At 64.3% G+C, this 25,118-nt stretch carries 22 protein-coding genes and 1 tRNA gene; 22 read left to right on the forward strand and 1 reads right to left on the reverse strand.

Features of this window, described 5'->3' with window-relative positions:
- Positions 1 to 25: 25 nt before the first annotated feature.
- The 4 genes from trpB to glmM all read left to right on the forward strand — a co-directional run bounded on the left by trpB (position 26) and on the right by glmM (position 4,772).
- Positions 26 to 1,243, forward strand: coding sequence for a tryptophan synthase subunit beta (trpB, locus tag ABRP17_RS15070; RefSeq protein WP_349985080.1), 1,218 nt, complete (start codon positions 26 to 28; stop codon positions 1,241 to 1,243).
- 199 nt (positions 1,244 to 1,442) lie between these two features.
- Complete coding sequence (gene trpA / locus ABRP17_RS15075; RefSeq protein WP_188326746.1) at positions 1,443 to 2,252, forward strand: tryptophan synthase subunit alpha; 810 nt, start codon at positions 1,443 to 1,445, stop codon at positions 2,250 to 2,252.
- Positions 2,253 to 2,529: 277 nt separating this feature from the next.
- Positions 2,530 to 3,411 carry an acetyl-CoA carboxylase, carboxyltransferase subunit beta gene (gene accD, locus ABRP17_RS15080; protein ID WP_349985079.1) on the forward strand — a complete coding sequence of 294 codons (882 nt, stop codon included), beginning with the start codon at positions 2,530 to 2,532 and terminating at the stop codon, positions 3,409 to 3,411.
- The gene (gene glmM / locus ABRP17_RS15085; RefSeq protein ID WP_349985078.1) at positions 3,411 to 4,772 is read left to right on the forward strand and encodes a phosphoglucosamine mutase; all 1,362 of its coding nucleotides are present in this window, start codon (positions 3,411 to 3,413) and stop codon (positions 4,770 to 4,772) included. Before accD ends, glmM begins: the two co-directional genes overlap by 1 nt.
- Positions 4,773 to 4,946: 174 nt before the next feature.
- On the opposite strand, the gene ABRP17_RS15090 is transcribed toward glmM, so the two are convergent.
- Positions 4,947 to 6,806, reverse strand: a complete 1,860-nt coding sequence (locus tag ABRP17_RS15090) for a sulfatase-like hydrolase/transferase (RefSeq protein ID WP_349985077.1) — start codon at positions 6,804 to 6,806, stop codon at positions 4,947 to 4,949.
- Between the two features lie 173 nt (positions 6,807 to 6,979).
- Between ABRP17_RS15090 and ABRP17_RS15095 the strand changes: the two genes are divergently transcribed.
- The 18 genes from ABRP17_RS15095 (at position 6,980) to nuoN (ending at position 25,052) form a co-directional block, all read left to right on the forward strand.
- The gene (locus ABRP17_RS15095; protein ID WP_372486812.1) at positions 6,980 to 7,921 is read left to right on the forward strand and encodes an isopenicillin N synthase family dioxygenase; all 942 of its coding nucleotides are present in this window, start codon (positions 6,980 to 6,982) and stop codon (positions 7,919 to 7,921) included.
- Positions 7,922 to 8,564: 643 nt separating this feature from the next.
- Positions 8,565 to 9,320, forward strand: a complete 756-nt coding sequence (gene tpiA, locus ABRP17_RS15100) for a triose-phosphate isomerase (RefSeq protein WP_349986675.1) — start codon at positions 8,565 to 8,567, stop codon at positions 9,318 to 9,320.
- Positions 9,321 to 9,348: 28 nt separating this feature from the next.
- Positions 9,349 to 9,804 (forward strand): preprotein translocase subunit SecG, encoded by a 456-nt coding sequence (gene secG / locus ABRP17_RS15105; protein ID WP_349986677.1) that lies wholly within the window; start codon positions 9,349 to 9,351, stop codon positions 9,802 to 9,804.
- 51 nt (positions 9,805 to 9,855) lie between these two features.
- Positions 9,856 to 9,940 (forward strand) — tRNA-Leu (locus tag ABRP17_RS15110).
- Positions 9,941 to 10,056: 116 nt separating this feature from the next.
- Positions 10,057 to 10,413, forward strand: a complete 357-nt coding sequence (locus tag ABRP17_RS15115) for an NADH-quinone oxidoreductase subunit A (protein ID WP_042614960.1) — start codon at positions 10,057 to 10,059, stop codon at positions 10,411 to 10,413.
- Positions 10,404 to 10,958: an NADH-quinone oxidoreductase subunit B family protein gene (locus tag ABRP17_RS15120; RefSeq protein WP_182339617.1), complete on the forward strand. Its 555-nt coding sequence runs from the start codon at positions 10,404 to 10,406 to the stop codon at positions 10,956 to 10,958. Before ABRP17_RS15115 ends, ABRP17_RS15120 begins: the two co-directional genes overlap by 10 nt.
- A 35-nt stretch (positions 10,959 to 10,993) precedes the next feature.
- The gene (locus tag ABRP17_RS15125; RefSeq protein WP_349986679.1) at positions 10,994 to 11,740 is read left to right on the forward strand and encodes an NADH-quinone oxidoreductase subunit C; all 747 of its coding nucleotides are present in this window, start codon (positions 10,994 to 10,996) and stop codon (positions 11,738 to 11,740) included.
- Positions 11,737 to 13,044, forward strand: a complete 1,308-nt coding sequence (locus ABRP17_RS15130; RefSeq protein WP_188326754.1) for an NADH-quinone oxidoreductase subunit D — start codon at positions 11,737 to 11,739, stop codon at positions 13,042 to 13,044. Before ABRP17_RS15125 ends, ABRP17_RS15130 begins: the two co-directional genes overlap by 4 nt.
- 97 nt (positions 13,045 to 13,141) lie before the next feature.
- Positions 13,142 to 13,669, forward strand: coding sequence for an NADH-quinone oxidoreductase subunit NuoE (gene nuoE, locus ABRP17_RS15135; protein WP_188326755.1), 528 nt, complete (start codon positions 13,142 to 13,144; stop codon positions 13,667 to 13,669).
- Between the two features lie 3 nt (positions 13,670 to 13,672).
- Positions 13,673 to 15,013, forward strand: coding sequence for an NADH-quinone oxidoreductase subunit NuoF (gene nuoF, locus ABRP17_RS15140; protein ID WP_188326756.1), 1,341 nt, complete (start codon positions 13,673 to 13,675; stop codon positions 15,011 to 15,013).
- Entirely contained in the window at positions 15,010 to 17,244 is a 2,235-nt protein-coding gene (gene nuoG / locus ABRP17_RS15145; RefSeq protein WP_349986682.1) for an NADH-quinone oxidoreductase subunit NuoG, read from the forward strand. Before nuoF ends, nuoG begins: the two co-directional genes overlap by 4 nt.
- Positions 17,241 to 18,335 (forward strand): NADH-quinone oxidoreductase subunit NuoH, encoded by a 1,095-nt coding sequence (nuoH, locus tag ABRP17_RS15150; protein ID WP_188326758.1) that lies wholly within the window; start codon positions 17,241 to 17,243, stop codon positions 18,333 to 18,335. The genes nuoG and nuoH overlap by 4 nt, the downstream gene beginning before the upstream one ends.
- 4 nt (positions 18,336 to 18,339) lie before the next feature.
- Positions 18,340 to 18,828, forward strand: a complete 489-nt coding sequence (gene nuoI / locus ABRP17_RS15155; protein ID WP_005417924.1) for an NADH-quinone oxidoreductase subunit NuoI — start codon at positions 18,340 to 18,342, stop codon at positions 18,826 to 18,828.
- Between the two features lie 9 nt (positions 18,829 to 18,837).
- Positions 18,838 to 19,509 carry an NADH-quinone oxidoreductase subunit J gene (locus ABRP17_RS15160; RefSeq protein ID WP_188326759.1) on the forward strand — a complete coding sequence of 224 codons (672 nt, stop codon included), beginning with the start codon at positions 18,838 to 18,840 and terminating at the stop codon, positions 19,507 to 19,509.
- Complete coding sequence (nuoK, locus tag ABRP17_RS15165; RefSeq protein WP_042614969.1) at positions 19,506 to 19,811, forward strand: NADH-quinone oxidoreductase subunit NuoK; 306 nt, start codon at positions 19,506 to 19,508, stop codon at positions 19,809 to 19,811. The genes ABRP17_RS15160 and nuoK overlap by 4 nt, the downstream gene beginning before the upstream one ends.
- A 7-nt stretch (positions 19,812 to 19,818) precedes the next feature.
- Complete coding sequence (gene nuoL, locus ABRP17_RS15170) at positions 19,819 to 22,023, forward strand: NADH-quinone oxidoreductase subunit L (RefSeq protein WP_349986685.1); 2,205 nt, start codon at positions 19,819 to 19,821, stop codon at positions 22,021 to 22,023.
- Positions 22,024 to 22,046: 23 nt separating this feature from the next.
- Positions 22,047 to 23,555 carry an NADH-quinone oxidoreductase subunit M gene (locus tag ABRP17_RS15175; RefSeq protein WP_188326761.1) on the forward strand — a complete coding sequence of 503 codons (1,509 nt, stop codon included), beginning with the start codon at positions 22,047 to 22,049 and terminating at the stop codon, positions 23,553 to 23,555.
- Positions 23,556 to 23,591: 36 nt separating this feature from the next.
- Entirely contained in the window at positions 23,592 to 25,052 is a 1,461-nt protein-coding gene (gene nuoN, locus ABRP17_RS15180; RefSeq protein WP_188326762.1) for an NADH-quinone oxidoreductase subunit NuoN, read from the forward strand.
- The last annotated feature ends 66 nt before the right edge of the window (positions 25,053 to 25,118 follow it).

Here is a 25,118-nt window from a genome sequence, read left to right on the forward strand (position 1 = left end):
TCCACCTGCACCACCGGTTGCCGACATGTCGCTTCCCCCGATCACTGATTTCCACGCCTATCCCGATGCTCGCGGTCATTTCGGCCGTTACGGCGGCAGCTTCGTCGCTGAAACCCTGGTTGGCCCGCTGCAGGAGCTCGCGGCAGCCTACGATGTGGCACGCAAGGACCCGGCATTCATCGCCGAATACGACCATGACCTGGCGCACTACGTGGGGCGACCCAGCCCGATCTATCACGCATGCCGTCTCAGCGACCACGTTGGCGGTGCGCAGATCCTGCTCAAGCGCGAAGACCTGAACCATACCGGCGCGCACAAGATCAACAATACGGTCGGCCAGGCGCTGCTCGCCTCGCGCATGGGCAAGAAGCGGATCATCGCCGAGACCGGTGCCGGCCAGCACGGTGTCGCCAGTGCGACGGTAGCCGCGCGGCTCGGACTGGAATGCGTGGTGTACATGGGCGCCACCGATATCGAGCGGCAGAAGATCAACGTCTATCGGATGAAGCTGCTCGGCGCGACGGTGATTCCGGTGACTTCCGGATCGGCGACGCTGAAGGACGCGCTCAACGAAGCGATGCGCGACTGGGTGACCAACGTGCAGGACACGTTCTACATCATCGGCACGGTGGCTGGCCCGGACCCGTACCCGCGCATGGTGCGCGATTTCAACGCCATCGTCGGCCGCGAAGCGCGTGAGCAGATGCTGCTGGAGTACGGCCGGCTGCCCGATGCGATCACCGCCTGCGTCGGCGGTGGCAGCAACGCCATCGGCCTGTTCCACGCTTTCCTCAACGATCCGCAGGTGCAGATCTTCGGCGCCGAGGCGGCCGGTGACGGCATTGAAAGCGGTCGCCACGCGGCCTCTATCGCGGCCGGTCGCCCGGGCGTTCTGCACGGCAACCGCACCTATGTGCTGTGCGACGACGATGGCCAGATCATCGAAACCCACTCGGTATCGGCAGGCCTGGATTACCCCGGGGTCGGGCCGGAGCACGCGTTCCTTGCAGACAGTGGCCGTGCCACCTACCTGGGCATCACCGATGACGAGGCGCTGGAGGCGTTCCATCTGCTGGCGCGGACCGAAGGCATCCTGGCCGCGCTGGAGTCCAGTCATGCGCTTGCGCAGGCGATGAAACTGGCCCGTGAGCGCCCGCGTGACCAGTTGGTGCTGTGCAACCTGTCCGGTCGCGGCGACAAGGACGTACACACCATCGCGGCACGTGACGGCCTGATCCTGTGAATCCCACGGTGTACCAAGGCCGTGCGGTGCTGCGGGGACCGGGCGCCATCCCCCCGCGAACGACGAGAAGCTCACCCTGCGCCATCCGGGCTTGGACCTGATGCTGAGGTGGGAGTTGCACCGTGGAAACGTGGAAACGTGACCCGCATGTACTGGGGAACCAGTGACGCTGTTGAACTGATTGAAGGATGTGCCTGATATGCCTGTTTCCCGACTTGACGCCTGTTTCGAGTCCCTGCGCGCGCAGCAGCGCAAGGCGCTGATCCCGTTCATCACTGCCGGCGATCCGTCGCTGGAAGCGACCGTGCCGGTGATGCACGCGCTGGTGGCAGCGGGGGCCGACGTGATCGAGCTTGGCGTGCCGTTCTCCGATCCGATGGCGGACGGTCCCACCATCCAGCGCAGCTCGGAGCGGGCCCTGGCGCGTGGCGCCGGCCTGCGTTACGTGCTGCAGACGGTGGCGGCATTCCGTGAGCAGGATGCACGCACGCCGGTGGTACTGATGGGTTACCTCAATCCGGTGGAGATCCATGGTTACGCGCGATTCGCCACCGAAGCGGTCGCGGCGGGCGTGGATGGCGTCCTGCTGGTCGATCTGCCGCCGGAAGAGGCCGAAGAGGCGAACGTGGCATTTGATGCGGCGGGCCTGGCCCTGGTGCTGCTGGCGTCGCCGACCACCAGCACGGCCCGCGCCGAGACCCTGCTGGGCCTGGCACGTGGCTATCTGTACTACGTCAGCTTCGCCGGGGTGACCGGTGCCTCCGAACGGCTTGACCACGATGCGGCAGGCACCCGTCTGGCGGCCCTGCGTGCGCGTGCAAGCGTGCCGGTGGTGGCCGGGTTCGGCATCAAAGACGCGGCCAGCGCAGCGGCAATGGCGCGACAGGCCGACGGCGTGGTCGTAGGCAGTGCCCTCGTGGCCGTGCTTGCCGAAGCCGATTCGATCGACGCCGCAGTACAGGCCGCGACCCGGTTCCTGGCACCGCTGCGCCAGGCCCTCGACGGCTGACCGTCCCGCATGCAGGTAGCGCCGAGCCACGCTCGGCGAGCGCAGCGGCCGGCTCCACCGAGGTAGCGCCGAGCCACGCTCGGCAAGCGCAGCAGCCCGCTCCATCGAGGTAGCGCCGAGCCATGCTCGGCAAGCGCAGCGGCCGTCCAGCGTACGCAGCAGTAGGGTTTTCACCCACCCCATACGCCGTCGCAGGGGTGCACGGGCAGGGAAGGCCTGAGCTAGACTGTCGGCCTTTGCGGCCTTCGGGCCGCCCTGAACGGAAGTAGCATCCCGCATGAGTTGGCTCAGCAAGTTGATGCCGTCGGGCATCCGCACCGACAACGTCCCCAGCAAGAAGCGCAGCGTCCCCGAGGGCCTGTGGGAAAAGTGCAGCAGCTGCGGCAGCGCGCTGTATGGCCCCGAGCTGGAAGAGAATCTGGAAGTCTGCCCCAAGTGCGGCCATCACATGGCGATCCGCGCGCGCGCGCGCCTGGCGGCACTGTTCGATGCGGACAGCACCACCGAAATCGCCGCACGTCTTGGCCCGACCGATCTGCTGAAGTTCAAGGACCAGAAAAAGTACGCCGAGCGCATCAAGGTCGCGCAGAAAAACACCGGCGAGTACGACGCCCTGATCGCCATGCGCGGTCTGCTGAAGGGACGCCCGTTGGTCGCGTCCTCGTTCGACTTCGCCTTCATGGGCGGTTCGATGGGCTCGGTGGTCGGTGAGCGTTTCGCGCTTGCCGCCGAGACCGCGCTGGAGATCGGCGCACCGTATGTCAGCTTCTCCGCCAGTGGCGGCGCACGCATGCAGGAAGGCCTGTTCTCGCTGATGCAGATGGCGAAGACGTCGGCCGCGCTGGGCAAGTTGCGCGAAGCCGGGCTTCCGTATATTTCGGTGCTCACTCATCCCACCACCGGTGGCGTGTCGGCATCGTTCGCGATGCTGGGTGACATCAATATCGCCGAGCCGCACGCACTGATCGGCTTTGCCGGTCCACGCGTGATCGAGCAGACCGTGCGCGAAAAACTGCCGGAAGGCTTCCAGCGCTCGGAGTTCCTGCTGGAGCACGGCGCCATCGACCAGATCTGCGATCGCCGCGAACTGCGCGACCGCCTGTCAGATCTGCTGGCGATGCTGCGCAGTGAACCGGCACCTGCGGCGGCCGAATCCTGATGGGCGCGCGCAAGTATTTCGGTACCGACGGCATCCGCGGTCGTGTCGGCCAAGGGGTGATTTCGGCGGATTTCGTGCTGCGGCTCGGCAACGCCTTCGGGCGCGTACTGGTTGCCCAGAAGCGCAACGAAGGCCGCCGACCGATCGTGGTGATCGGCAAGGACACCCGTATTTCCGGCTATATGTTTGAGGCGGCGCTGGAAGCTGGATTGGTCGCTGCGGGCGTGGACGTGCAACTGCTGGGGCCGATGCCGACGCCGGCGGTTGCCTTCCTGACCCTTACCCTGGGTGCCGACGCCGGCATCGTCATCAGTGCGTCGCACAACCCGCACTATGACAACGGCATCAAGTTCTTCTCCGCGCAGGGCGAGAAACTCGACGACGCCACCGAGCTGGCGCTCGAGGCAAGCATCGACGAGCCGTTCAGCACGACGGAGTCCGAAAAGCTTGGCAAGGCGATGCGCGCGCGCGAAGCGATCGGCCGCTACATCGAGTTCTGCAAGTCCAGCGTTCCGCGCAGTTTCGACCTGCGTGGCATGCGTCTGGTGCTGGACTGCGCGCATGGCGCCACGTATCACATCGCACCGCTGCTGTTCCGCGAGCTGGGTGCGGAGGTGATCGCCATCGGCGCTGCGCCGGACGGGCTGAACATCAATGCCGGGGTGGGCTCCACGCACATCGACAGTCTGGCGGCCAAGGTCAGCGAGATGCGCGCGGATCTGGGCATCGCCTTTGATGGCGATGGCGACCGTGTGCTGATGGCCGACGACCAGGGCAACCCGGTTGATGGGGACGACCTGCTCTACATCCTGGCGCGCTCGTGGCAGGCCGAAGGCCGTCTTCGTGGCCCCGTGGTCGGCACGCTGATGACCAACTTCGGTCTCGAGCAGGCGCTGGAAAAACTGGCGATCCCGTTCATCCGCAGCAATGTGGGCGACCGCTACGTACACCAGGCGCTGACCGAACGTGGCGGTGTTCTGGGGGGCGAGGCGTCCGGCCACTTGCTGTGCCTGGACCGGGCGACTACCGGCGATGCGATCGTCAGTGCGCTGCAGGTCCTGGTAGCGCTGCGCCAAAGCGGGCAGACCCTGCGTGAGTCGCTGCAGCCGCTGGTCAAGGTGCCGCAGAAGACCGTCAACGTGCGTTTGGGCAATGTGTCCGCCAAGGCCACGGTGCAGGCGGCGAGCGTGCAGGATGCGCTCGCGCGGGCACAAGAGGCAGTCGCTGGCCGCGGCCGTGCCTTCCTGCGGCCCTCGGGCACCGAGCCGGTCGTCCGGGTAACGGTGGAAGCGGACGAAGCGGGGCTGATGCAGGACACGCTGGACCAGCTGTCCGCCGCGGTGCAGGCGGCCGCCGCCTGACACAGAGCGTCGTCCGCGCCCGAGGTTCTCGCGCTGCGGTAGAGCCGACTTCAGTCGGCTGGTCTTTGGCGTGGTGCCGGCTGAAACCGGCACTACCAGGGCGTGATTCGTGCGGTGCCGGCTGAAGCCAGCACTACCAGGCGATGCGGCCACGGCGTGAATGCAATGGCTGCCCTAGTGACGGCGGAAACGCGTCAGCGCATCCCATGCTTCGCGCACGCTGGCCTTGTCAGGTTGCTGCATGGGCAGCGGCAGATAGTTCGCTCCCAGCGCGGTGGCATGGCCAAACTTGTCGAACACGTACGTATCGTGGCCACGCCGGATGCCGCGCTGTGACCAGCTTTCCACCAGCAGCGAGCGCGTTCCCGGCGGTGGCGGGGCCAGCAGGTCCTGTCCCGTGCTGAAATCCTCGAGTGGATTCTCACACCCCAGCGCATGGCGCAGCACCGTAGGCACCCAGTCTTCATGCGAGCTCATGCGTGCGTCAGGCGCTGCATCGCGCCCGGGCCAATGCAGCACGAACGGCACCTGCAACTGGTAGTCGGAGAAGTTGCCGTTGTGGCCCCAGTAGTTCAGGCCGAGATCATTGAACTCTTCGGCATGATCGCCGGTGACCAGCACGATCGTGTTCTCGTCCATGCCCGCATCGCGCAGACCCTGCAGCAGTTCACCCAGCAGGCTGTCAGCGTAGTGCACTGCCGTGCGGTACCGATTGCGTTCGGGCGTCGCGTCGTGGTCGTTGTCCAAGGCAAGGAAATCAATGTCCGGCGCCATCGGGCTGACCAGCGGCGGATAGTCTTTCGGCAGGTGATAGGGTGCGTGGGTGGCGTCCAGGAAGGCAAAGCCGAACCACGGCGTGCCGGGCGGGCTTGCCTTGATCTCCGCTTGCAACGTCTGCACCACATGGCGGTCCCGCTCGGCGACGGACAGTGCCGACGGCGCGGTCTGCAGCAGGTCTCGCACATCGGCAAAGGCGGTACGGTCGAACTCCGGGCTGTACAACGGTGCACTGCCATGGATGTGCAGCGCATACCCCTGTTGTTTCATCACCTGCAGCAGCAGCGAGCCACGCTGCTCGGCCAGCATCGGCTGCCAGTAGCTGCCGGGCAGGCCATATAGCAGGCCGAACAGGCCAAAACGCGTGGCGTTGCCCGTGCTGTGATGGTGGTCGAACACCTGCGAGCGCGCAGCCAGTGCCCAGGTGTTGGGCATCGTCTGCGGATCGAGCGCGTCGGCGCGCAGCGATTCCATCACGACCATCAAGATGTTCGGGCGTTGGTGGCTCTGGCAGTGCAGTGGCGCCAGCGGCCAGTCCAGCTCGCTGAATCGTGGGTCGGGCAGGGCGCTGGCGGGCTGGAGCACGGGGACACCGAGTGCGCGCATGTGGCGCTTGGCCGTGATGGGCTGCGCCCAGGGAATGTACGCCCACTGGCTGACCACCGCGCGCTCGCCCCGTGCATCGTAGTAGGCCGTTGCCAGCTGGCCGATGCCCATCACCAGGGCTGCCACCAGCAACGTAGCGGACAGTAAGCGCTGCGGCAGGCGGGCCGGCAGCAGCCGCCAGCAACTCCAGGCAAGCAGGCCTTGCGTGATGAAGACCGCCACGAGCACGCCGGCCACCTGCAGCCAGTTCGTCCATGACAGGCTGACCTGATCGTGCAGCGCGCCGCCGAAGACCATGTTGAGCACCATGGCATTGAGGTGAAACCGGTAGAGCGCGAACACCTTCGCATCGACCAGCAGCAGGCACAGCCACAGGCCCTGGCAGATAACGGCAGTAACGGTCAGTGCGCGCGTGCGGCGCGGCCACAGTCCGATCAACAGGGCAGGCAGCATCGTCGCCGCGGCGAATGCGAGGAAATGGCCGGGGAGGGCGATAGCCAAGTAGGCCTTGCCGAGGGTTCCGCCCGGATTGGCGGACCACGGCGCGTAGGACGCCACGATGGCGATGGCGATCAGCGCGTTTAGGAGGGTGAACAGCGATGCCCAGGTCACTCGGGCTCGGCGTGTCACAGGGTGTGCTGAGGTGTCCATGTCGGTCGGGGTATCCTGCGCAATCAGGGCGGGAGTCGGCAGATAGCGCGCGCCGGGGCGCGCGCATTGTATCGATTTGTATCCTCTGGTTGGCTGGCGGCAAGGGGCCGATCTGTCACAATGGCCATCCGCGCCAGCGTCTCTGCGCGGACCGTTCAATTGCCAGCCAGGACATGTTCGTGAGCCAGATCCCCACCCTCGACATCACCCGTTTTGACAGCGACCGCGACGCCTTCGTGGCCGAGCTGGGCGCCGCGTACCGCCAGTGGGGCTTCGCCGGCATCCGCAATCACGGCATTCCGCAGGCCGAGATCGATGCGGCCTACCAGGTATTCAAAGCCTTCTTTGCCCTGCCCGACGAAACCAAGCGCCAGTACCACGTGGCCGGTGGCGGTGGTGCGCGGGGCTATACCCAGTTCGGCGTCGAGACGGCGAAGGGTTCGCAGCATTTCGATCTGAAGGAGTTCTGGCATATCGGCCGGGAGATTCCGGATGATTCACCGTACCGTGAGGTGATGCCGCCGAACCTGTGGCCGAGTGAAGTGCCGGGCTTCCGTGAGGCGGGCTATGGCCTGTACCAAGCGCTGGATCACCTCGGTTCGCGCGTGCTGTCCGCGCTCGCGCTGCACATCGGTCTGGCGGAGGACTTCTTTGCCGACAAGACCAACCAGGGCAACTCGATCCTGCGTCCGATCCATTACCCGCCGATCACCACCGACGACGTGCCGAACGTGCGCGCCGGCGCGCATGGCGACATCAATTTCATCACCCTGCTGGTGGGTGCCAGTGCCGCCGGCTTGGAAGTGCAGTCGCACGATGGCAAGTGGGTGCCGTTTACGTCGGACGCGGACACCATCGTGGTCAACATCGGCGACATGCTGCAGCGGCTGACCAACCACGTATATCCGTCGACGATCCATCGTGTGGTGAATCCGCCGGGTGATCTTGCGCGCCAGCCGCGTTATTCGGTGCCGTTCTTCCTGCACCCGAACCCGGATTATCTGATCGACGTGCTGCCCTCTTGCATCACCCCGGAGAATCCGAGCCGGTACCCGGAACCGATCACCGCCCACGGTTTCCTCGAAGAGCGCCTGCGCGAGATCAAGCTGAAGTAGTGGAGTGTCCGGCCTGCGGCCGGGCCGCTTCAGAGCAACAGCAACGGCAACAGCGACGGCAACCTCAAAAGCTGTAGGCCTGCGTGCTGGCGGGGCGGGGCGGCTATGCGGGGCACGGGTCCACGTCATCGCATTCGCGCTGCCGCTCCCACGCTTTGCTTCGCAAACCGCGGGCCCCGTCTCACCAGCACCCACACCCCGCCGCTTCGCGGCCGCCCCTGACTCAGGGGCTCCCTCCACCCGACGGGTCAACGGGGCCTGCGGTAGCGCCGACCCATGGTCGGCGGATGTCCCCGCCAACGGCCCGCTGCGCTCGCCGACCATGGGTCGGCGCTACCGCTTTTCTCTTTTTTCATACGCGGCGGGCGGCCACGGAACCTGTCAGGGGGCCGGACGGTGGGGCTGGGCGGGGGCGTTGAGTGCCATGGATGGCACGAAACGAGGCACGCATGGACGCAGTTTTTGCCGTCCCCCGACCAGCCCCACCGCCCGGCCCATCCCCAGATGCAGCTTTACGCAGCCCACCGCGAGGGGGTACCACCCGTTCGACCACCCTCAAACCAACGTGTAACCGGTTACTACCCAACGGCTAATAATTTCATTCGTTATCATGTCCAGCTGATACGAAACGGAGCCATCGCCCATGCGCCGCAAGATCGTCGCCGGAAACTGGAAGCTGCACGGCAGCCGCGAATTCGCCACGTCCCTGGTCACCGACATCGCCAACGGCGCACCGGAGCAGGGCGTTGAACTGGTCATCCTGCCGCCCTTGCCGTACCTGGGCGAACTGGTCGACGATTTCGCCGACACCGCCGTCGCCTTTGGCGCGCAGGACGTCAGCAGCAATGAAAAGGGCGCGTACACCGGCGAAGTTTCCGCCGCGATGCTGCACGAGGTGGGCGCGCGCTACGGACTGGTGGGCCACTCCGAGCGGCGGCAGTTCCACCACGAAAGCAGTGAGCTGGTGGCGCGCAAGTTCGCTGCAGCGCTGCATGCCGGCCTGGTACCGGTCCTCTGTGTGGGGGAAACCCTGGAGCAGCGCGAAGCCGGACAGACCGAGAAGGTGATCGCCAGCCAGTTGGCCCCGGTGCTCGCGCTGGTGGGCGGGCAGGGCTTCCAGAACGCCGTCGTCGCCTATGAGCCGGTGTGGGCCATCGGCACCGGACGCACCGCGAGCAAGGAGCAGGCGCAGGACGTGCACGCGTTCATCCGTGGCGAAGTGGCCAAGGTCGATGCTAGAATTGCCGATTCCCTGACCATCCTTTACGGTGGCAGCGTGAAGCCCGACAATGCCGCAGAGCTGTTCGCACAGCCCGACGTCGATGGTGGGCTGGTAGGTGGCGCCTCATTGGTGGCTGCCGATTTTCTGGCCATCGCCCAGGCGGCGGCTGCAACCTGATTAGAAGTAGTCCGAGGACGGATTCCAGATGCTGATGTTGATCCTCAATGTCGTTTACGTGCTGGTGGCAGTGGCCATGATCGCGCTCATCCTGATGCAGCGTGGTTCCGGTGCGGCCGCCGGTTCGGGCTTTGGTGCCGGTGCCTCGGGCACGGTGTTCGGCGCACGTGGTGCCTCGAACTTCATGTCGAAGTCGACCAAATGGCTGGCCGTGGTGTTCTTCGGTATCAGCTTGTTCATGGCCTGGTACGCCGGCCATGGCAGCCGCCCGGCGGCGCAGCAGGATCTCGGTCTGATGGCCGCGCCGGCCGCCAGCGTGCCGGCCGCCCCGGCAGGCGAGCGTCCGGCCACGGTGCCGGCAGCCAATGCCGTGCCGGTCCAGCAGCCCGCGCAGCAGTCGGTTCCGGCCGCGACTGTGCCGGCTCAGGCGGAATCTTCAAATTCTGGTGAAGAAAAGCAGCCGGAAGGCTCCCAGAAAGACTGAAGACGGTTACAATACGCCGCGCACTGGAATGATAGTCCAGCGCGATCGTAAGCCCAGGTGGCGGAATTGGTAGACGCACTACCTTGAGGTGGTAGCGACTTAGGTCGTAGGGGTTCGAGTCCCCTCTTGGGCACCATTTAGTAAGTAAAGCGGGTACGTCCGGCGCGCTCTGCGCCGGGTAGCGTTGTCCCCGTCCACTCCCCCATGCCAAAGCGCCTGCAGGCGCGGCGGCAGAGGCAAGAGAGAATCGCTGTGCTGGCCGAATATTTGCCGTCTCTGCTGTTTCTGATCGTCGCCACCGGTATCGGCATTACGCTGATGCTGATTGGCCGATTCCTCGGCCCACGCCGTCCCGATCTGCAGAAGCTCTCGCCGTACGAATGCGGCTTCGAGGCTTTTGAAGACGCGCGCATGAAGTTCGATGTGCGCTATTACCTGATCGCGATCCAGTTCATCGTCTTCGATCTGGAAATCATCTTCATCGTGCCCTGGACCCAGGTCTTCATGGAGCTCGGCGCCCGTTCGCTGGTCACCATGGGTCTGTTCGTCGGCATGCTGTTCCTCGGCTTCATTTATGTCTGGAAGAAGGGAGCGCTGGAATGGGAGTGATCCAAACTCTCGACGGCCTGATGAACAACCCGAGCCCCGAAGGGCGGGTTGACGACATCCTGCGGCCGGCCGGCGATAATCCGCTGCTGGAAAAAGGCTATGTCACCACCAGCGTCGATGCCCTGCTGAACTGGGCACGTACCGGTTCGATGTGGCCGATGACCTTTGGTCTGGCCTGCTGCGCCGTTGAAATGATGCACGCCGGCGCTGCGCGCCTGGATCTGGACCGGTACGGTGTGGTGTTCCGCCCGTCGCCGCGCCAGTCCGACGTGATGATCGTGGCCGGTACGCTGGTCAACAAGATGGCCCCGGCGCTGCGCAAGGTCTACGACCAGATGCCGGACCCGAAGTGGGTCATCTCGATGGGTAGCTGCGCCAATGGCGGCGGTTATTACCATTATTCGTATTCGGTGGTCCGCGGTTGCGATCGCGTGGTCCCGGTGGACATCTATGTCCCGGGCTGCCCGCCGACTGCCGAGGCGCTTGTGTACGGGATCCTGCAGCTGCAGAAGAAGATCTGGCGTACGCAGACCATCGCCCGCTGACCCTTCCCACCTTATCAAGAGCGCGCCAAGCCCCCATGGCAGAGCAAGCATCCTTCATCGACCGACTTTCCGCCCGCTTCGCTGGCGGCCAGGTCATCGTGGTCGAACCCCGCGGCGAAGTGACGCTGGAAGTGCCTGCCGCCGATTGGCACGCCACCGCGCTGGCGCTGCGTGACGAATTTGGTTTCGAGCAGGCCGTTGACCTGTGCGGTGTCGATTATCTCGGCTACGGCTCTGACGAATGGGACACCGCAGACGTGTCTTCGCAGGGCTTCAGTCGCGGTGTCGAAGGCAAGGGCGCCGGTCGCTTCGCCTGGGGTGAATTCCCCAGCGAAGAGGATGCCGGTGGCGCGCAGCCGCAGCACATGCCGACCCAGCGTTTCGCCGTGGTGGTGCAGGTGCGCTCTTACCAGCACAACCTGATGATGCACCTGCGCTGTTTCGCGCCGAACGAAGGCTTGCCGGTGGTCGCGTCGCTGACCGACATCTGGCCGGGACTGAACTGGTTCGAGCGCGAAGCGTTCGACCTGTTCGGCGTGATCTTCGAAGGCCATCCGGACCTGCGCCGCATCCTGACCGACTATGGCTTTGTCGGTCATCCGTTCCGCAAGGACTTCCCGCTGATCGGCAACGTCGAAGTGCGCTACGACGAAGAAAAGAAGCGCGTGGTCTATGAGCCGGTCACCTCGGTGGAGCCGCGCGTCGGCGTGCCGCGCGTGATCCGTGACGACGCCCGCCTGCAGACCGCGGCCGGCGAGCGTTCGCAGGAGGCAGTGAAGTGAGTCAGTTCGAGCAGGCGCACCAGGCGTTCGCCAGCAACACGGCCGAGCGTCGGCAGGAAATCCGCAATTACACGATGAACTTCGGTCCGCAGCATCCGGCCGCGCACGGTGTGCTGCGCCTGATCCTGGAAATGGACGGCGAGACCATCATGCGTGCCGATCCGCACGTCGGCCTGCTGCACCGTGGTACCGAAAAGCTCGCCGAATCCAAGCCGTTCAACCAGTCCATCGGTTACATGGACCGCCTGGATTACGTGTCGATGATGTGCAACGAGCACGCTTACGTGCGCGCCATCGAGACCCTGATGGGAATCGAGGCGCCGGAGCGTGCGCAGTACATCCGCACCATGTTCGACGAAATCACCCGCATCCTGAACCACCTGATGTGGCTGGGCTCCAATGCGCTCGATCTGGGCGCGATGGCGGTGATGCTGTACGCCTTCCGTGAGCGCGAAGAGCTGATGGACTGCTATGAAGCGGTCTCCGGCGCACGCATGCACGCTGCGTACTACCGGCCGGGCGGTGTCTACCGCGACCTGCCGGACCATATGCCGAAGTACAAGGAGTCGCGCTGGCACAAGGGCAATGCCCTGAAGCAGCTCAATGCATCGCGCGAAGGCTCGCTGCTGGACTTCATCGAGAACTTCACCAACGAATTCCCGGGTCGCGTCGACGAATACGAGACCCTGCTCACCGACAACCGTATCTGGAAGCAGCGTACCGTCGGTATCGGCGTGGTCACCCCGGAGCTGGCCCATCAGTGGGGCATGACCGGCGTGATGCTGCGTGGCTCGGGCATCGCCTGGGATCTGCGCAAGAAGCGCCCGTACGCGAAGTACGATGCCGTCGATTTCGACATCCCGCTGGGCAAGGAAGGCGATTGCTACGATCGTTATCTGTGCCGTGTGGCGGAAATGCGCGAATCCAACCGCATCATCAAGCAGTGCGTGGCGTGGCTGAAGGCCAACCCGGGCCCGGTTATCGTCAACAACTTCAAGGTCGCGCCGCCCAGCCGCGAGGCGATGAAGGACGACATGGAAGCGCTGATCCACCACTTCAAGCTGTTCAGTGAAGGTTACTGCGTGCCGGCTGGCGAGACCTATGCCGCCGTCGAAGCGCCGAAGGGTGAGTTCGGCTGCTACCTGATGTCCGATGGCGCGAACAAGCCGTTCCGCGTGCATCTGCGTGCGCCGGGCTTCGCCCATCTGTCCTCGATTGATTCGATCGTGCGCGGCCACATGCTGGCCGACGTGGTGGCGATGATCGGCACCTACGACCTGGTGTTCGGCGAGGTCGACCGGTGAATCCGGCCGCCCTGACCCTCTTTCCTGCAGGCAGCCGGCGCAAGCCGGCGCCGCAGCATATGGAATTCCAAGACATGCATTTCGCTGAGGTCGGCCGATGAAGGCGACAGGTAATTTCGAGGCGGCGCGCGACGTCGATCCGATGGTGGTGCTGAGCGACAAGACCCGTGCTCACATCGAGCACTGGCTGTCCAAGTTCCCGCCGGACCGCAAGCGTTCGGCTGTGCTGCAGGGCCTGCACGCCGCGCAGGAGCAGAACGGCGGTTGGTTGACCGACGAGCTGATCGCCGGCGTGGCCAAGTACCTGGACCTGCCGCCGGTGTGGGCCTATGAGGTCGCCAGCTTCTACTCGATGTTCGAGCTGGAAAAGGTCGGCCGCCACAACGTGGCCTTCTGCACCAACATCAGCTGCTGGTTGAATGGCGCCGAGGACCTGGTTGCGCATGCCGAGAAGAAGCTCGGCTGCAAGACCGGCCAGTCCACCGCCGACGGCCGCATCTACCTGAAACGCGAAGAAGAATGCCTGGCCGGTTGTGCTGGAGCGCCGATGATGGTCATCAATGGCCATTACCACGAGCGCCTGACCGTCGAGAAAGTCGACGAGCTGCTGGACGGGTTGGAGTAAGCCATGGCACATCATCACGCACCCAGTGGTCCGGTCGGTCCCGCACCGTTGCCGCACCAGGTGGTCTACACCACGCTGCATTACGACACTCCGTGGTCGTACGAAAGCTATCTCAAGACCGGTGGCTATGCCGCCCTGCGCAGGATCCTCGAAGAGAAGATCAGCCCGGAGCAGGTCATCGAGATGGTCAAGCAGTCGAACCTGCGCGGCCGTGGCGGCGCCGGTTTCCCGACCGGCCTGAAGTGGTCCTTCATGCCCAAGGGCACGATGCAGAAGTACATCCTGTGCAACTCGGATGAATCCGAGCCGGGTACCTGCAAGGACCGCGACATCCTGCGTTACAACCCGCATTCGGTGGTCGAAGGCATGGCGATCGCCTGCTACGCCACCGGCAGTACCGTGGGCTACAACTACCTGCGTGGTGAGTTCCACCACGAGCCGTTCGAGAACTTCGAACAGGCACTGGCCGACGCGTATGCGAACGGCTGGCTGGGCAAGGACATCCTCGGCAGCGGCGTGGACATCGACATCTACGGTGCACTGGGCGCTGGCGCCTACATCTGCGGCGAAGAAACCGCGCTGATGGAATCGCTGGAAGGCAAGAAGGGCCAGCCACGTTACAAGCCACCGTTCCCGGCGAACTTCGGCCTGTACGGCAAGCCCAGCACGATCAACAACACCGAGACCTATGCCTCGGTGCCGGCGATCATCCGCAACGGTCCGGAGTGGTTCGCCGGTCTGTCGCTGACCAAGAACGGCGGTCCGAAGATCTTCTCGGTGTCCGGCTGCGTACAGCAGGGCGGCAACTTCGAGGTGCCGCTGGGCACCACCTTCGACGAGCTGCTGGAAATGGCCGGTGGCCTGAAGCCGGGCCGCACGCTGAAGGGCGCAGTGCCGGGTGGTGTGTCCATGCCGGTGCTGAAGGCCGAAGAGCTGAAGGGCCTGCAGATGGACTACGACACCCTGCGTGCCCTGGGCACCGGTCTGGGTTCGGGTGCCATCGTGGTGCTGGATGACAGCGTGTGCTGCGTCAAGTTCGCCTGCCGCATCAGCCAGTTCTTCCACAAGGAATCCTGTGGCCAGTGCACGCCGTGCCGCGAAGGCACCGGCTGGATGCACCGGGTGCTGGAGCGCATCGTCGCCGGCAAGGCCACGATGGAAGACCTGCACCAGTTGAAGGCCGTGGCCGGCCAGATCGAAGGCCACACCATCTGCGCGTTCGGTGAAGCGGCGGCATGGCCCATCCAGGGTTTCCTGCGCCAGTTCTGGGACGAATTCGAGTACTACATCGTCAACGGTCATTCGATGGTTGACGGCAAGAAGGTGGAGGCTGCTGCCGCATGAGCGCGCAACCCGTAAATCAGAGCGTGCCACCGGATCACGTCACCGTCGAAATCGACGGCCAGTCGCTGGTCGTGCCGAAGGGCTCGATGATCATCCAGGCGGCCGACAAAGCCGGCATTCCGATCCCGCGCTTCTGCTACCACGAGAAGCTGCCGATCGCGGCCAACTGCCGCATGTGCCTGGTGGACGTGGAGAAGTCGCCGAAGCCGGCGCCTGCCTGCGCCACGCCGGTGATGGATGGCATGAAGGTCGCCACCCGCAGCGAAAAGGCACTCAAATTCCAGCGTTCGGTGATGGAGTTCCTGCTCATCAACCATCCGCTGGACTGCCCGGTCTGTGACCAGGGCGGTGAGTGCGAGCTGCAGGACGTGTCGCTGGGTTATGGCCGTTCGGTCAGCCGCTTCAACGAGCGCAAGCGCGTGGTGGTGGACGAGGACATGGGGCCGCTGGTGGCCACCGAAATGACCCGCTGCATCCAGTGCACGCGCTGCGTCCGCTTCACCGCCGACGTGGCCGGCACCTACGAGCTGGGTGGCATGTACCGCGGCGAGAATCTGCAGATCGGTACCTACGACGGCAAGCCGTTGACGACCGAACTGTCCGGCAACGTGGTCGACGTCTGCCCGGTCGGTGCACTGACCAACAAGGTGTTCCAGTTCCGCGCGCGTCCGTGGGAACTGACCGCGCGTGAATCGCTCGGCTACCACGATGCGATGGGCTCGAACCTGTTCCTGCACGTACGTCGCGGCGAAGTGCTGCGCACCGTGCCGCGCGACAACGAGCTGGTCAACGAGTGCTGGCTGTCCGACCGTGACCGCTATTCGCACCAGGGCTTGTACAGCGAAGACCGTGCGGTCAAGCCGCTGCGCAAGGTCAATGGTGAGTGGAAGGAAGTGAGCTGGGCCGAAGGTCTGGCCGCCGCCGCGGACATCCTCAAGGCCAACCAGGGCGATGCCCTGGGCGTGCTGGTGCATCCGTCCACCTCGAATGAAGAGGGTGCGCTGCTGGCTCGTCTGGCATCGGGCCTGAGCAGCACGAACCTTGATCACCGCATCACCAACCGCGACTTCTCCGACGCCGCCACGGCCGAGGTCTTCGGCCTGCCGCTGGCCGAGATCGAAGGTGCGGACCAGATCGTCGTGCTGGGCAGTAATGTCCGCCACGAGCTGCCCCTGTTGCACGCCCGTCTGCGCAAGGCGCAGACCAGCAACGGCGCGAAGATCCACGTGGTCAACCCCGTCGACTTCGACTTCGCCTTCAGCATTGCCGGCAAGCAGATCGTCGCTCCGTCGAAGTTCGTCGACGCGCTGGCCAATGCCGAGCTGCGTACGGCGGTGCAGGGCGGTCGCAACACCGTGGTGATCGTCGGCGGTATTGCCGAGAGCCATCCGCAGGCTGCTGCGATCCGCGCTGCTGCGCGTGATTTCGCTGCTGCAACCGGCGCCCGGTTGTGCCGTATCCCGCAGGGCGCAAATGCCATTGGCCTCACCCGTGCCGGCGTGCTCCCGGCGGGCAAGGATGTGGCCGCCATGCTGGCGCAGCCGCGCCAGGCGTACGTGGTCTACGGCCTCGAGCCGGGCCTGGATTTCGCCGACGCCCCTGCCGCCCGCAAGGCGCTGGCCGGTGCGCAGGTCGTGGCCTTCAGCCAGTTCGCCTGTGCCTCGACCCGCGACGTCGCCGACGTGATCCTGCCGATCGGTGCGCTGCCGGAAATCGACGCCACGCTGACCAATCTAGATGGTCGCACGCAGTCGGCACGTGCCGGCGGCAAGCTGCCAGGTGAGGCCCGCGAGGGCTGGCGCGTGCTGCGTGCACTGGGTGGCGAGATGGCGCTGGCTGGCTTCGAATTCACCGACCTGGCCGGCCTGCGCGCCAGCCTGGCCCCGGTGAGCGTGAACGTGGCTGCTTCCACCGCCGTTGCCGTGAGCGACGAGGGTCTGGAAGTCGCGTCGACCGCGGCGATCTACCGTACCGACGCCGTCGTCCGCCGCGCCCCGGCGCTGCAGTCGCATCCGCTGAACACTGCCCCGCGCATCGTGCTCAATGCCGACGATGCCGCGCGCCTGCAGCTGCAGGAAGGGCAGATGGCGAAGGTCGGCACCGACGCCGGCCGTGCCACGCTGCCGGTGGTGGTCGACCGGCGCGTCGCGGCAGGGTCGGTCTGGATTGAATCGGGCCACGGTGCAACCGCACCGCTGGGTGCCGCTCGTGTAACGGTGGTGGCTGCATGAACGAATTGCTGTTGAACGCAGTGGACCCGCTGCACCAGTGGCTGCTTGGCCTCGGTGACATCGGCGCGCTGCTGTGGATCATCCTGAAGATCCTGGTGATCACCATGCCGGTGATCATCTCGGTGGCCTTCTATGTGGTCTGGGAACGCAAGCTGATCGGCTGGATGCATGTCCGCCACGGTCCGATGTACGTGGGCATGGGCATCTTCCAGGCCTTCGCCGACGTCTTCAAGCTGCTGTTCAAGGAAGTGCTGCAGCCGGCCAACGCGCACAAGGTGCTGTTCCTGCTGGCCCCGCTGATCACCCTCGCACCGGCCTTCGCGGCCTGGGCGGTGGTGCCCTTTGATGCGCAGCTGGTGCTGTCCAATGCCAACGCCGGCCTGCTGTACCTGCTGGCGATGACCTCGCTGGGTGTGTACGGCATCATCCTCGCGGGCTGGGCATCCAACTCGAAGTATGCGTTCCTGGGTGCGATGCGCGCCTCGGCGCAGATGATCAGCTACGAAATCGCCATGGGCTTTGCCCTGGTCGGCGTGATGATCGCTTCGGGCAGCCTCAACCTGACCGGCATCGTCATGGCGCAGGCCGGCAGCTCCGGCTTCCTCGACTGGTTCCTGCTGCCGCTGTTCCCGCTGTTCATCGTGTACTGGGTGTCCGGCGTGGCCGAAACCAACCGCGCGCCGTTCGACGTGGTGGAAGGTGAATCGGAAATCGTTGCCGGTCACATGGTTGAGTACTCCGGTGGTGCATTCGCGCTGTTCTTCCTGGCCGAATACGCGAACATGATCCTGATCAGCTTCCTGATCGCGATCTTCTTCCTCGGTGGCTGGCTGAGCCCGATCCAGGGTTGGGTCAATCCGGGTGCGATCTCGCCGTTCATCGACTGGATCTGGACGGGTGGCTGGCCGTGGCTGTTCATCAAGGTCTTCTTCTTCGCCAGCGCCTACATCTGGTTCCGTGCCAGCTTCCCGCGTTTCCGCTACGACCAGATCATGCGGCTGGGCTGGAAGGTCTTCATCCCGCTGACCATTTTCTGGATCGCGGTCACCGCCTTGATGGTGTTCTTCGGCGTGATTCAAAAGGGTGTCTAACGTAATGAACAGGATTACCCATTACTTCAAGAGCCTGCTGCTGCTGGAGCTGTTGGCCGGTCTGTGGCTGACGCTGAAGTACAGCTTCAAGCCGAAGTACACGATGATGTACCCGATGGAAAAGTTCCCGCAGTCCCCGCGCTTCCGCGGCCTGCACGCCCTGCGCCGTTATCCGAACGGTGAAGAGCGCTGCATCGCCTGCAAGCTGTGCGAGGCGGTCTGCCCGGCGCTGGCCATCACCATCGATTCGGCCAAGCGCGAGGACGGCACCCGCCGCACCACGCGTTACGACATCGATCTGTTCAAGTGCATCTTCTGTGGCTTCTGCGAAGAAAGCTGCCCGGTGGACTCGATCGTCGAGACCCACATCCTCGAGTACCACTTCGAGAATCGTGGCGAGAACATCGTTACCAAGCCGCAGCTGCTGGCCCTGGGTGATCGGCTTGAGTCCGAAATCGCCGAGCGCCGTGCCGCCGACGCCGCTTACCGCTGAGGTCGAGACATGGATTGGGTAAATATCGCTTTCTGGGTTTTCGCCATCGCAGCCAGTGTGTCGGCAGCGGCGGTGATCAGTGCGCGCAGCCCGGTCAACGCCGTGCTCTGCCTGGTGCTGACTTTCTTCTCCGTCGCCTGTATCTGGATCCTGGTCGGTGCCGAGTTCCTCGGCGTGGCGCTCGTGCTGGTGTATGTCGGCGCGGTGATGGTGCTGTTCCTGTTCGTGGTGATGATGCTGGACATCGACACCGACAACCTGCGCGAGGGCTGGGTGCGTTACCTGCCGGTCGGGCTGGTGGTCGCGGTGGTGATGCTGGTGCAGATCGTCACCCTGATCGGCGTGCGGGGCAGGGCGGTGACGCCGTTCCCGGCCGATAACGCGGCGGCGCTGGCGGCTGACACTTCCAACATCACCTGGTTGGCACGCAGCCTGTTCACTGAATACCTGCTGCCGTTCGAGTTCGCTGCGGTCATCCTGACCGTCGCCGTGGTCGCCGCCGTGATGCTGACCCTGCGCCAGCGCACCGGCATCAAGACGCAGAACCCGGGCGAGCAGACGATGGTCAAGTCGCGTGACCGCCTGACGGTGGTGAAGATGGACGTCGAAACGCCGTTCGTGCACAGCAACACCAAGGCTGCCGTCGACATGCCGGCCGCCGGCGAGGAGACCAAGCCATGATCACGTTGGGCCATATCCTGGCGCTGGGCGCGGTGCTGTTCTGCATCAGCCTGGCCGGCATCTTCCTCAACCGGAAGAACGTCATCGTCCTGTTGATGTCCATCGAGCTGATGCTGCTGTCGGTGAACATCAATTTCGTCGGGTTCTCGCGGGAACTGGGTGACACGGCCGGCCAGCTGTTCGTGTTCTTCATCCTGACCGTGGCAGCCGCCGAGGCCGCTATCGGCCTGGCGATCCTGGTGACCCTGTTCCGTACACGTCGAACGATCAATGTCGGCGAAGTCGATTCGTTGAAGGGCTGATTAACAGATGGAAATCACACTCGCCAAGAGTCTGTTGATCGCAGTGGTGCTTGCACCGCTGTTCGGCAGCATCATCGCCGGCCTGTTCGGTCGTCAGGTCGGGCGCCTCGGCGCGCAGACCATCACCATCCTCGGCGTGGCCGTCAGCTGCGCCCTGTCGATGTACACCTTCTACCAGCTGCTGTGGGGCGGCGCGCAGCCGTTCAACGAAAACCTGTACACCTTCTTCGAAGTGGGCCAGTACTCGGCACACGTCGGCTTCATGGTCGACAAGCTGACCGCGATGATGATGGTGGTGGTGACCTTCGTGTCGCTGTTGGTGCACATCTACACCATCGGCTACATGGAAGAAGATCCGGGCTACCAGCGCTTCTTCAGCTACATCTCGCTGTTCACCTTCTCCATGCTTACGCTGGTGATGAGCAACAACTTCCTGCAGCTGTTCTTCGGCTGGGAAGCGGTGGGTCTGGTGTCCTACCTGTTGATCGGCTTCTGGTTCAAGCGCCCGACCGCGATCTTCGCCAACATGAAGGCCTTCCTGGTCAACCGTGTCGGTGACTTCGGCTTCCTGCTCGGCATCGGCGGCGTGATGTGGGTGTTCGGCACCCTCGACTACGCCACCGTGTTCGCCAAGATCATGGATCCGGAACTGGCCAACGGTGCGCTGCAGGTGTGGTCCGGGTCGATCAGCCTGTTCGGCCTGCACACCATCCAGGTACTCGACCAGCCGGTCATCTGGGGCAGTGCCACTGTGATCTGCATCTGCTTGTTCATCGGCGCCATGGGCAAGTCGGCCCAGGTCCCGCTGCACGTGTGGCTGCCGGACTCGATGGAAGGACCGACGCCGATCTCGGCGCTGATCCACGCCGCGACCATGGTCACCGCCGGCATCTTCATGGTGACGCGCATGTCGCCACTGTTCGAGCTGTCGCCGACTGCGCTGAATTTCGTGCTGTTCATCGGTGCGACCACGGCGTTCTTCACCGGCCTCATCGGCATCGTGCAGAACGACATCAAGCGCGTCGTCGCGTACTCCACGCTGTCCCAGCTGGGTTACATGACCGTCGCGCTGGGTGTGTCGGCGTACTCGGCCGCTGTGTTCCACCTGATGACCCACGCCTTCTTCAAGGCACTGCTGTTCCTCGGCGCGGGCTCGGTGATCATCGCCATGCACCACGAGCAGGACATGCGCAAGATGGGCGGCCTGCGCAAGTACATGCCGATCACCTTCATCACCATGTGGATCGGTACGCTGGCCCTGGTCGGCACGCCGTTCTTCTCCGGCTTCTACTCGAAGGACACCATCATCGAGGCCGCCGAGATCCACGCGCACATGTCCAACAGCTGGGTTGCGACCTATGCGTACTGGGCGGTACTCGGCGGCGTGCTGGTCACCAGCTTCTACAGCTTCCGCCTGCTGTTCCTGACCTTCCATGGCAAGGAGCGCTTCCGTGACGTGGCGCATGATGACCATGGTCACGGCCACGCTGCGACTGCGCACGATGACCATGCGCATGCCGCCGACGCGCATGCGGTCGATGCCCATGCAGGTCATGACGACCACGGCCATGGCCACGGTCCGCACGAGCCGCACGAAACCCCGTGGGTGGTGACGCTGCCGCTGATCCTGCTGGCGATCCCCTCGATCGTGATCGGCTTCTTCAGCATCGGTCCGATGCTGCACGGCACCGACTGGGCCGGGCATCACGCACACGAAGGCATCAAGGGCCAGGCCACCAACTTCTTCACCGGTATCGTCGATTTCTACGACCCCGCAAAGAACACGGTCGGCTTCCTCGGTGAGCACTTCCATGGCCCGGTGGCGTTCGCGCTGCACGGCATGACCCTGCCGCCGTTCTTCCTGACCGTGGCAGGCTTCCTGCTGGCCGTGATCTTCTACCTGTGGAAGCCGGACCTGTCGGGCAAGGCGCGCAGGACGTTTGCTCCGATTGTTTCGGTACTGGAAAACAAGTACGGCATGGACACGCTGTGGATCGACGGCTTCGCCGGCGGCAGCGTCAAGCTGGGCAAGGTGGCGCGCTGGATCGACACGAACATCGTCGATGGCACCGTCAACCTGGTCGCACGTGGGGCGGACGTGGCAGCCAATGTGCTGCGTCGTACCCAATCCGGTTTCCTCTATCACTACGCCTTCGCGATGATCATCGGCCTGATTGCCCTTCTGGGCCTGCTGATGCATTACCTGCGTTGATGACCTGTACGGAATAAGAAAACGTGTCGAACTGGCCCCTACTTAGTGTCCTCATCTGGCTGCCGATCATCGGCGGCGCCCTGGTCCTTGCCATCCGTGATGCGCAGACCGCCCGCTGGGCGTCGCTGGGTGTCGCGCTGCTGACCTTCGCCCTGAGCATCCCGCTGCTCACCGGTTATGACCCGGGTATCGACGCGCTCCAGTTCGTCGAAACCCGCGCCTGGATCCCGGCTTACGACATCGGCTACAACCTCGGCGTCGACGGCATCGCCATCGCGCTGATCGCGCTGACCACGCTGGTCAGCGTGTTGGCCCTGATCGGCGCATGGAGTGCCATCGACAAGCGCGTGAACCAGTACGTTGCCGCCTTCCTCATCCTGGAAGGCGTCACGGTCGGCATCTTCGCCGCCACCGATGCGATGCTGTTCTACGTGTTCTTCGAAGCGATGCTGATCCCGATGTTCCTGATCATCGGTGTCTGGGGCGGCCCGCGCCGCATCTATGCCGCGCTGAAGTTCTTCCTCTACACCTTCCTCGGCTCGGTGCTGATGCTGGTGGCGCTGGTCTACCTGTACCTGAAGGGCGGCAGCTTCCAGCTGGCCGACCTGTACGCACTGCAGCTCACCGCGACCGAGCAGACCTGGATCTTCTTCGCCTTCCTGATCGCCTTCGCGGTCAAGGTGCCGATGTTCCCGGTGCACACCTGGCTGCCCGATGCCCACGTGGAAGCCCCGACCGCCGGTTCGGTGATCCTGGCGGCCATCGCGCTGAAGATCGGTGGCTACGGCTTCCTGCGCTTCAACCTGCCGATCGTCCCTGACGCGTCGCAGGAATGGGCGTGGCTGGTCATCGCCCTGTCGCTGATCGCGGTGATCTACGTGGGTCTGGTCGCGCTGGTCCAGGACGACATGAAGAAGCTGATCGCCTATTCGTCTGTCGCACACATGGGCTTCGTCACCCTGGGTACCTTCATCGCCCTGTGGCTGGTGCGTGAGGCCGGCAATGCCGACGCCGCCCGCCTGGGCCTGCAGGGTGCGATGGTGCAGATGATTTCGCACGGCTTCGTGTCCGGCGCGATGTTCTCGTGCGTGGGCGTGCTGTACGACCGCATGCACAGCCGCCGCATCGCCGATTACGGCGGCGTGGTGAACGTGATGCCGTGGTTTGCGACCTTCGCCATGCTGTTCTTCATGGCCAACGCCGGCCTGCCGGGTACCTCCGGGTTTGTCGGTGAATTCATGGTCATCCTGGCCGCCTTCCAGCGTAATCCGTGGATCGCACTGGGCGCTGCCACCACCCTGATCATCGGCGCGGCCTACACGCTGTGGCTGTACAAGCGCATCTTCTTTGGCGAAGTGGCCAATGCGCACGTCGCCGAACTGAAGGACATCAACGGCCGCGAGTGGCTGGTGCTGGGGGTGTTCGCCATCGGCGTACTGGCCCTGGGCATCTACCCCAAGCCGCTGACCGACCTGATGGAGCCGTCGATCGCCAAGCTGGCGATGCAGATTGCTTCCAGCAAATTGCTCTGATCGGCCTGCCGAGCGAACTGATTCCAGGATTTGATAATGACCACCTCGCCGTTGCTGCCACTGACCGCCGCTGACCTGCCCCCGCTCGCTCCCGAGCTGGTGCTGGTTGCGAGCGCCTTCGCCCTGATGATCCTCGATCTGTTCGTCAGCAAGCAGAACAAGCTGATCACCCATCTGTTCTCGCTCGCCGCCCTGGCGGTAGTGCTGGTCATGCTGGCCACCGGAACGGGCGGGCAGGGCGAGGTCTTCCACGGCATGTTCGTGCGCGATACCGCGGCCGACGTGATGAAGGTGGTGATCGTGCTGTGCAGCGGGCTGAGCCTGGTGTACGGCTGGAGCTACCTGCGCGAACGCAATCTGTTCCAGGGGGAGATCCCGGTGCTGGTGCTGTTCGCCACGGCCGGCATGATGATCCTGGTGTCCGCCGGCAGCCTGCTGATGGTCTACCTGGGTCTGGAACTGCTTGCGCTGTGCTCGTACGCACTGGTGGCCAGCAACCGTGACAACGGCCTGGCGTCCGAAGCGGCGATGAAGTACATCGTGCTGGGTTCGCTGGCATCGGGCCTGCTGCTGTACGGCATGTCGCTGATCTACGGCGCAACGGGCTCGCTGCACCTTGATGCGATCAATGCGGCCATCCCGCATTCCGACGAGAAGATGCTGCTGCTCACCGGCGCGGTCTTCATGATCGCCGGCGTGGCGTTCAAGCTGGGCGCGGCGCCGTTCCACATGTGGCTGCCTGACGTGTACCAGGGCGCTCCGGCGCCGGTCGCACTGTTCATCAGTTCGGCCCCGAAGCTGGCGGCGTTCGGCATGGCCTACCGCCTGCTGGAAGTGGGCGTCGGTCCGCTCTCGGATGAGTGGAAGATCCTGATCGGTGGCTTGGCGGCCTTGTCGCTGGTGATCGGCAACCTGATGGCGGTCGCCCAGCACAACCTGAAGCGCATGCTGGCGTTCTCCACCGTGTCGCACATCGGTTTCCTGCTGATGGGCATCGCCGGTGGCGGCTCGCAGGGCTACGCGGCCGCGCTGTTCTATGCGCTCAGCTACGCGATCATGTCTACTGCCGCGTTCGGCGCGATCATCGCGATGTCCCGCAATGGCTTCGAGGCCGAGAACATCAACGATTACAAGGGCCTCAATGCCCGTAATCCGTGGATGGCGGCACTGATCCTGTGCATCATGGCGTCGATGGCCGGTATTCCCCCGTTCCTCGGTTTCTGGACCAAGCTGGCGGTGCTGGGCGCAGCGGTCAACGGCGGCATGCTGTGGCTGGCGATCCTGGGTGTGCTGTGTGCCGTGATCGGCGCGTTCTACTACCTGCGGGTCATCAAGGTCATGTACTTCGATGAACCGGTGGGCGAGCCGCTGCCGCGCAACACCGACCGCGTGCTGGGTGTGGTGCTGGGCGTGAATGCGTTGGCACTGCTGGCGTTGGGCCTGGCATGGAACCCGATCATGGTGTGGTGCCAGCAGGCATTTGCACATATTTCTTAAAAAGCGATACAAAACTGCGTTAATCGTGTAATATTCATCTCCTGAGTTGTGACTGCAGCGGTTCTG

Origin of the sequence: Stenotrophomonas sp. WHRI 8082 (assembly GCF_040223995.2) — a bacterium.
Taxonomy (GTDB): Bacteria; Pseudomonadota; Gammaproteobacteria; order Xanthomonadales; family Xanthomonadaceae; genus Stenotrophomonas.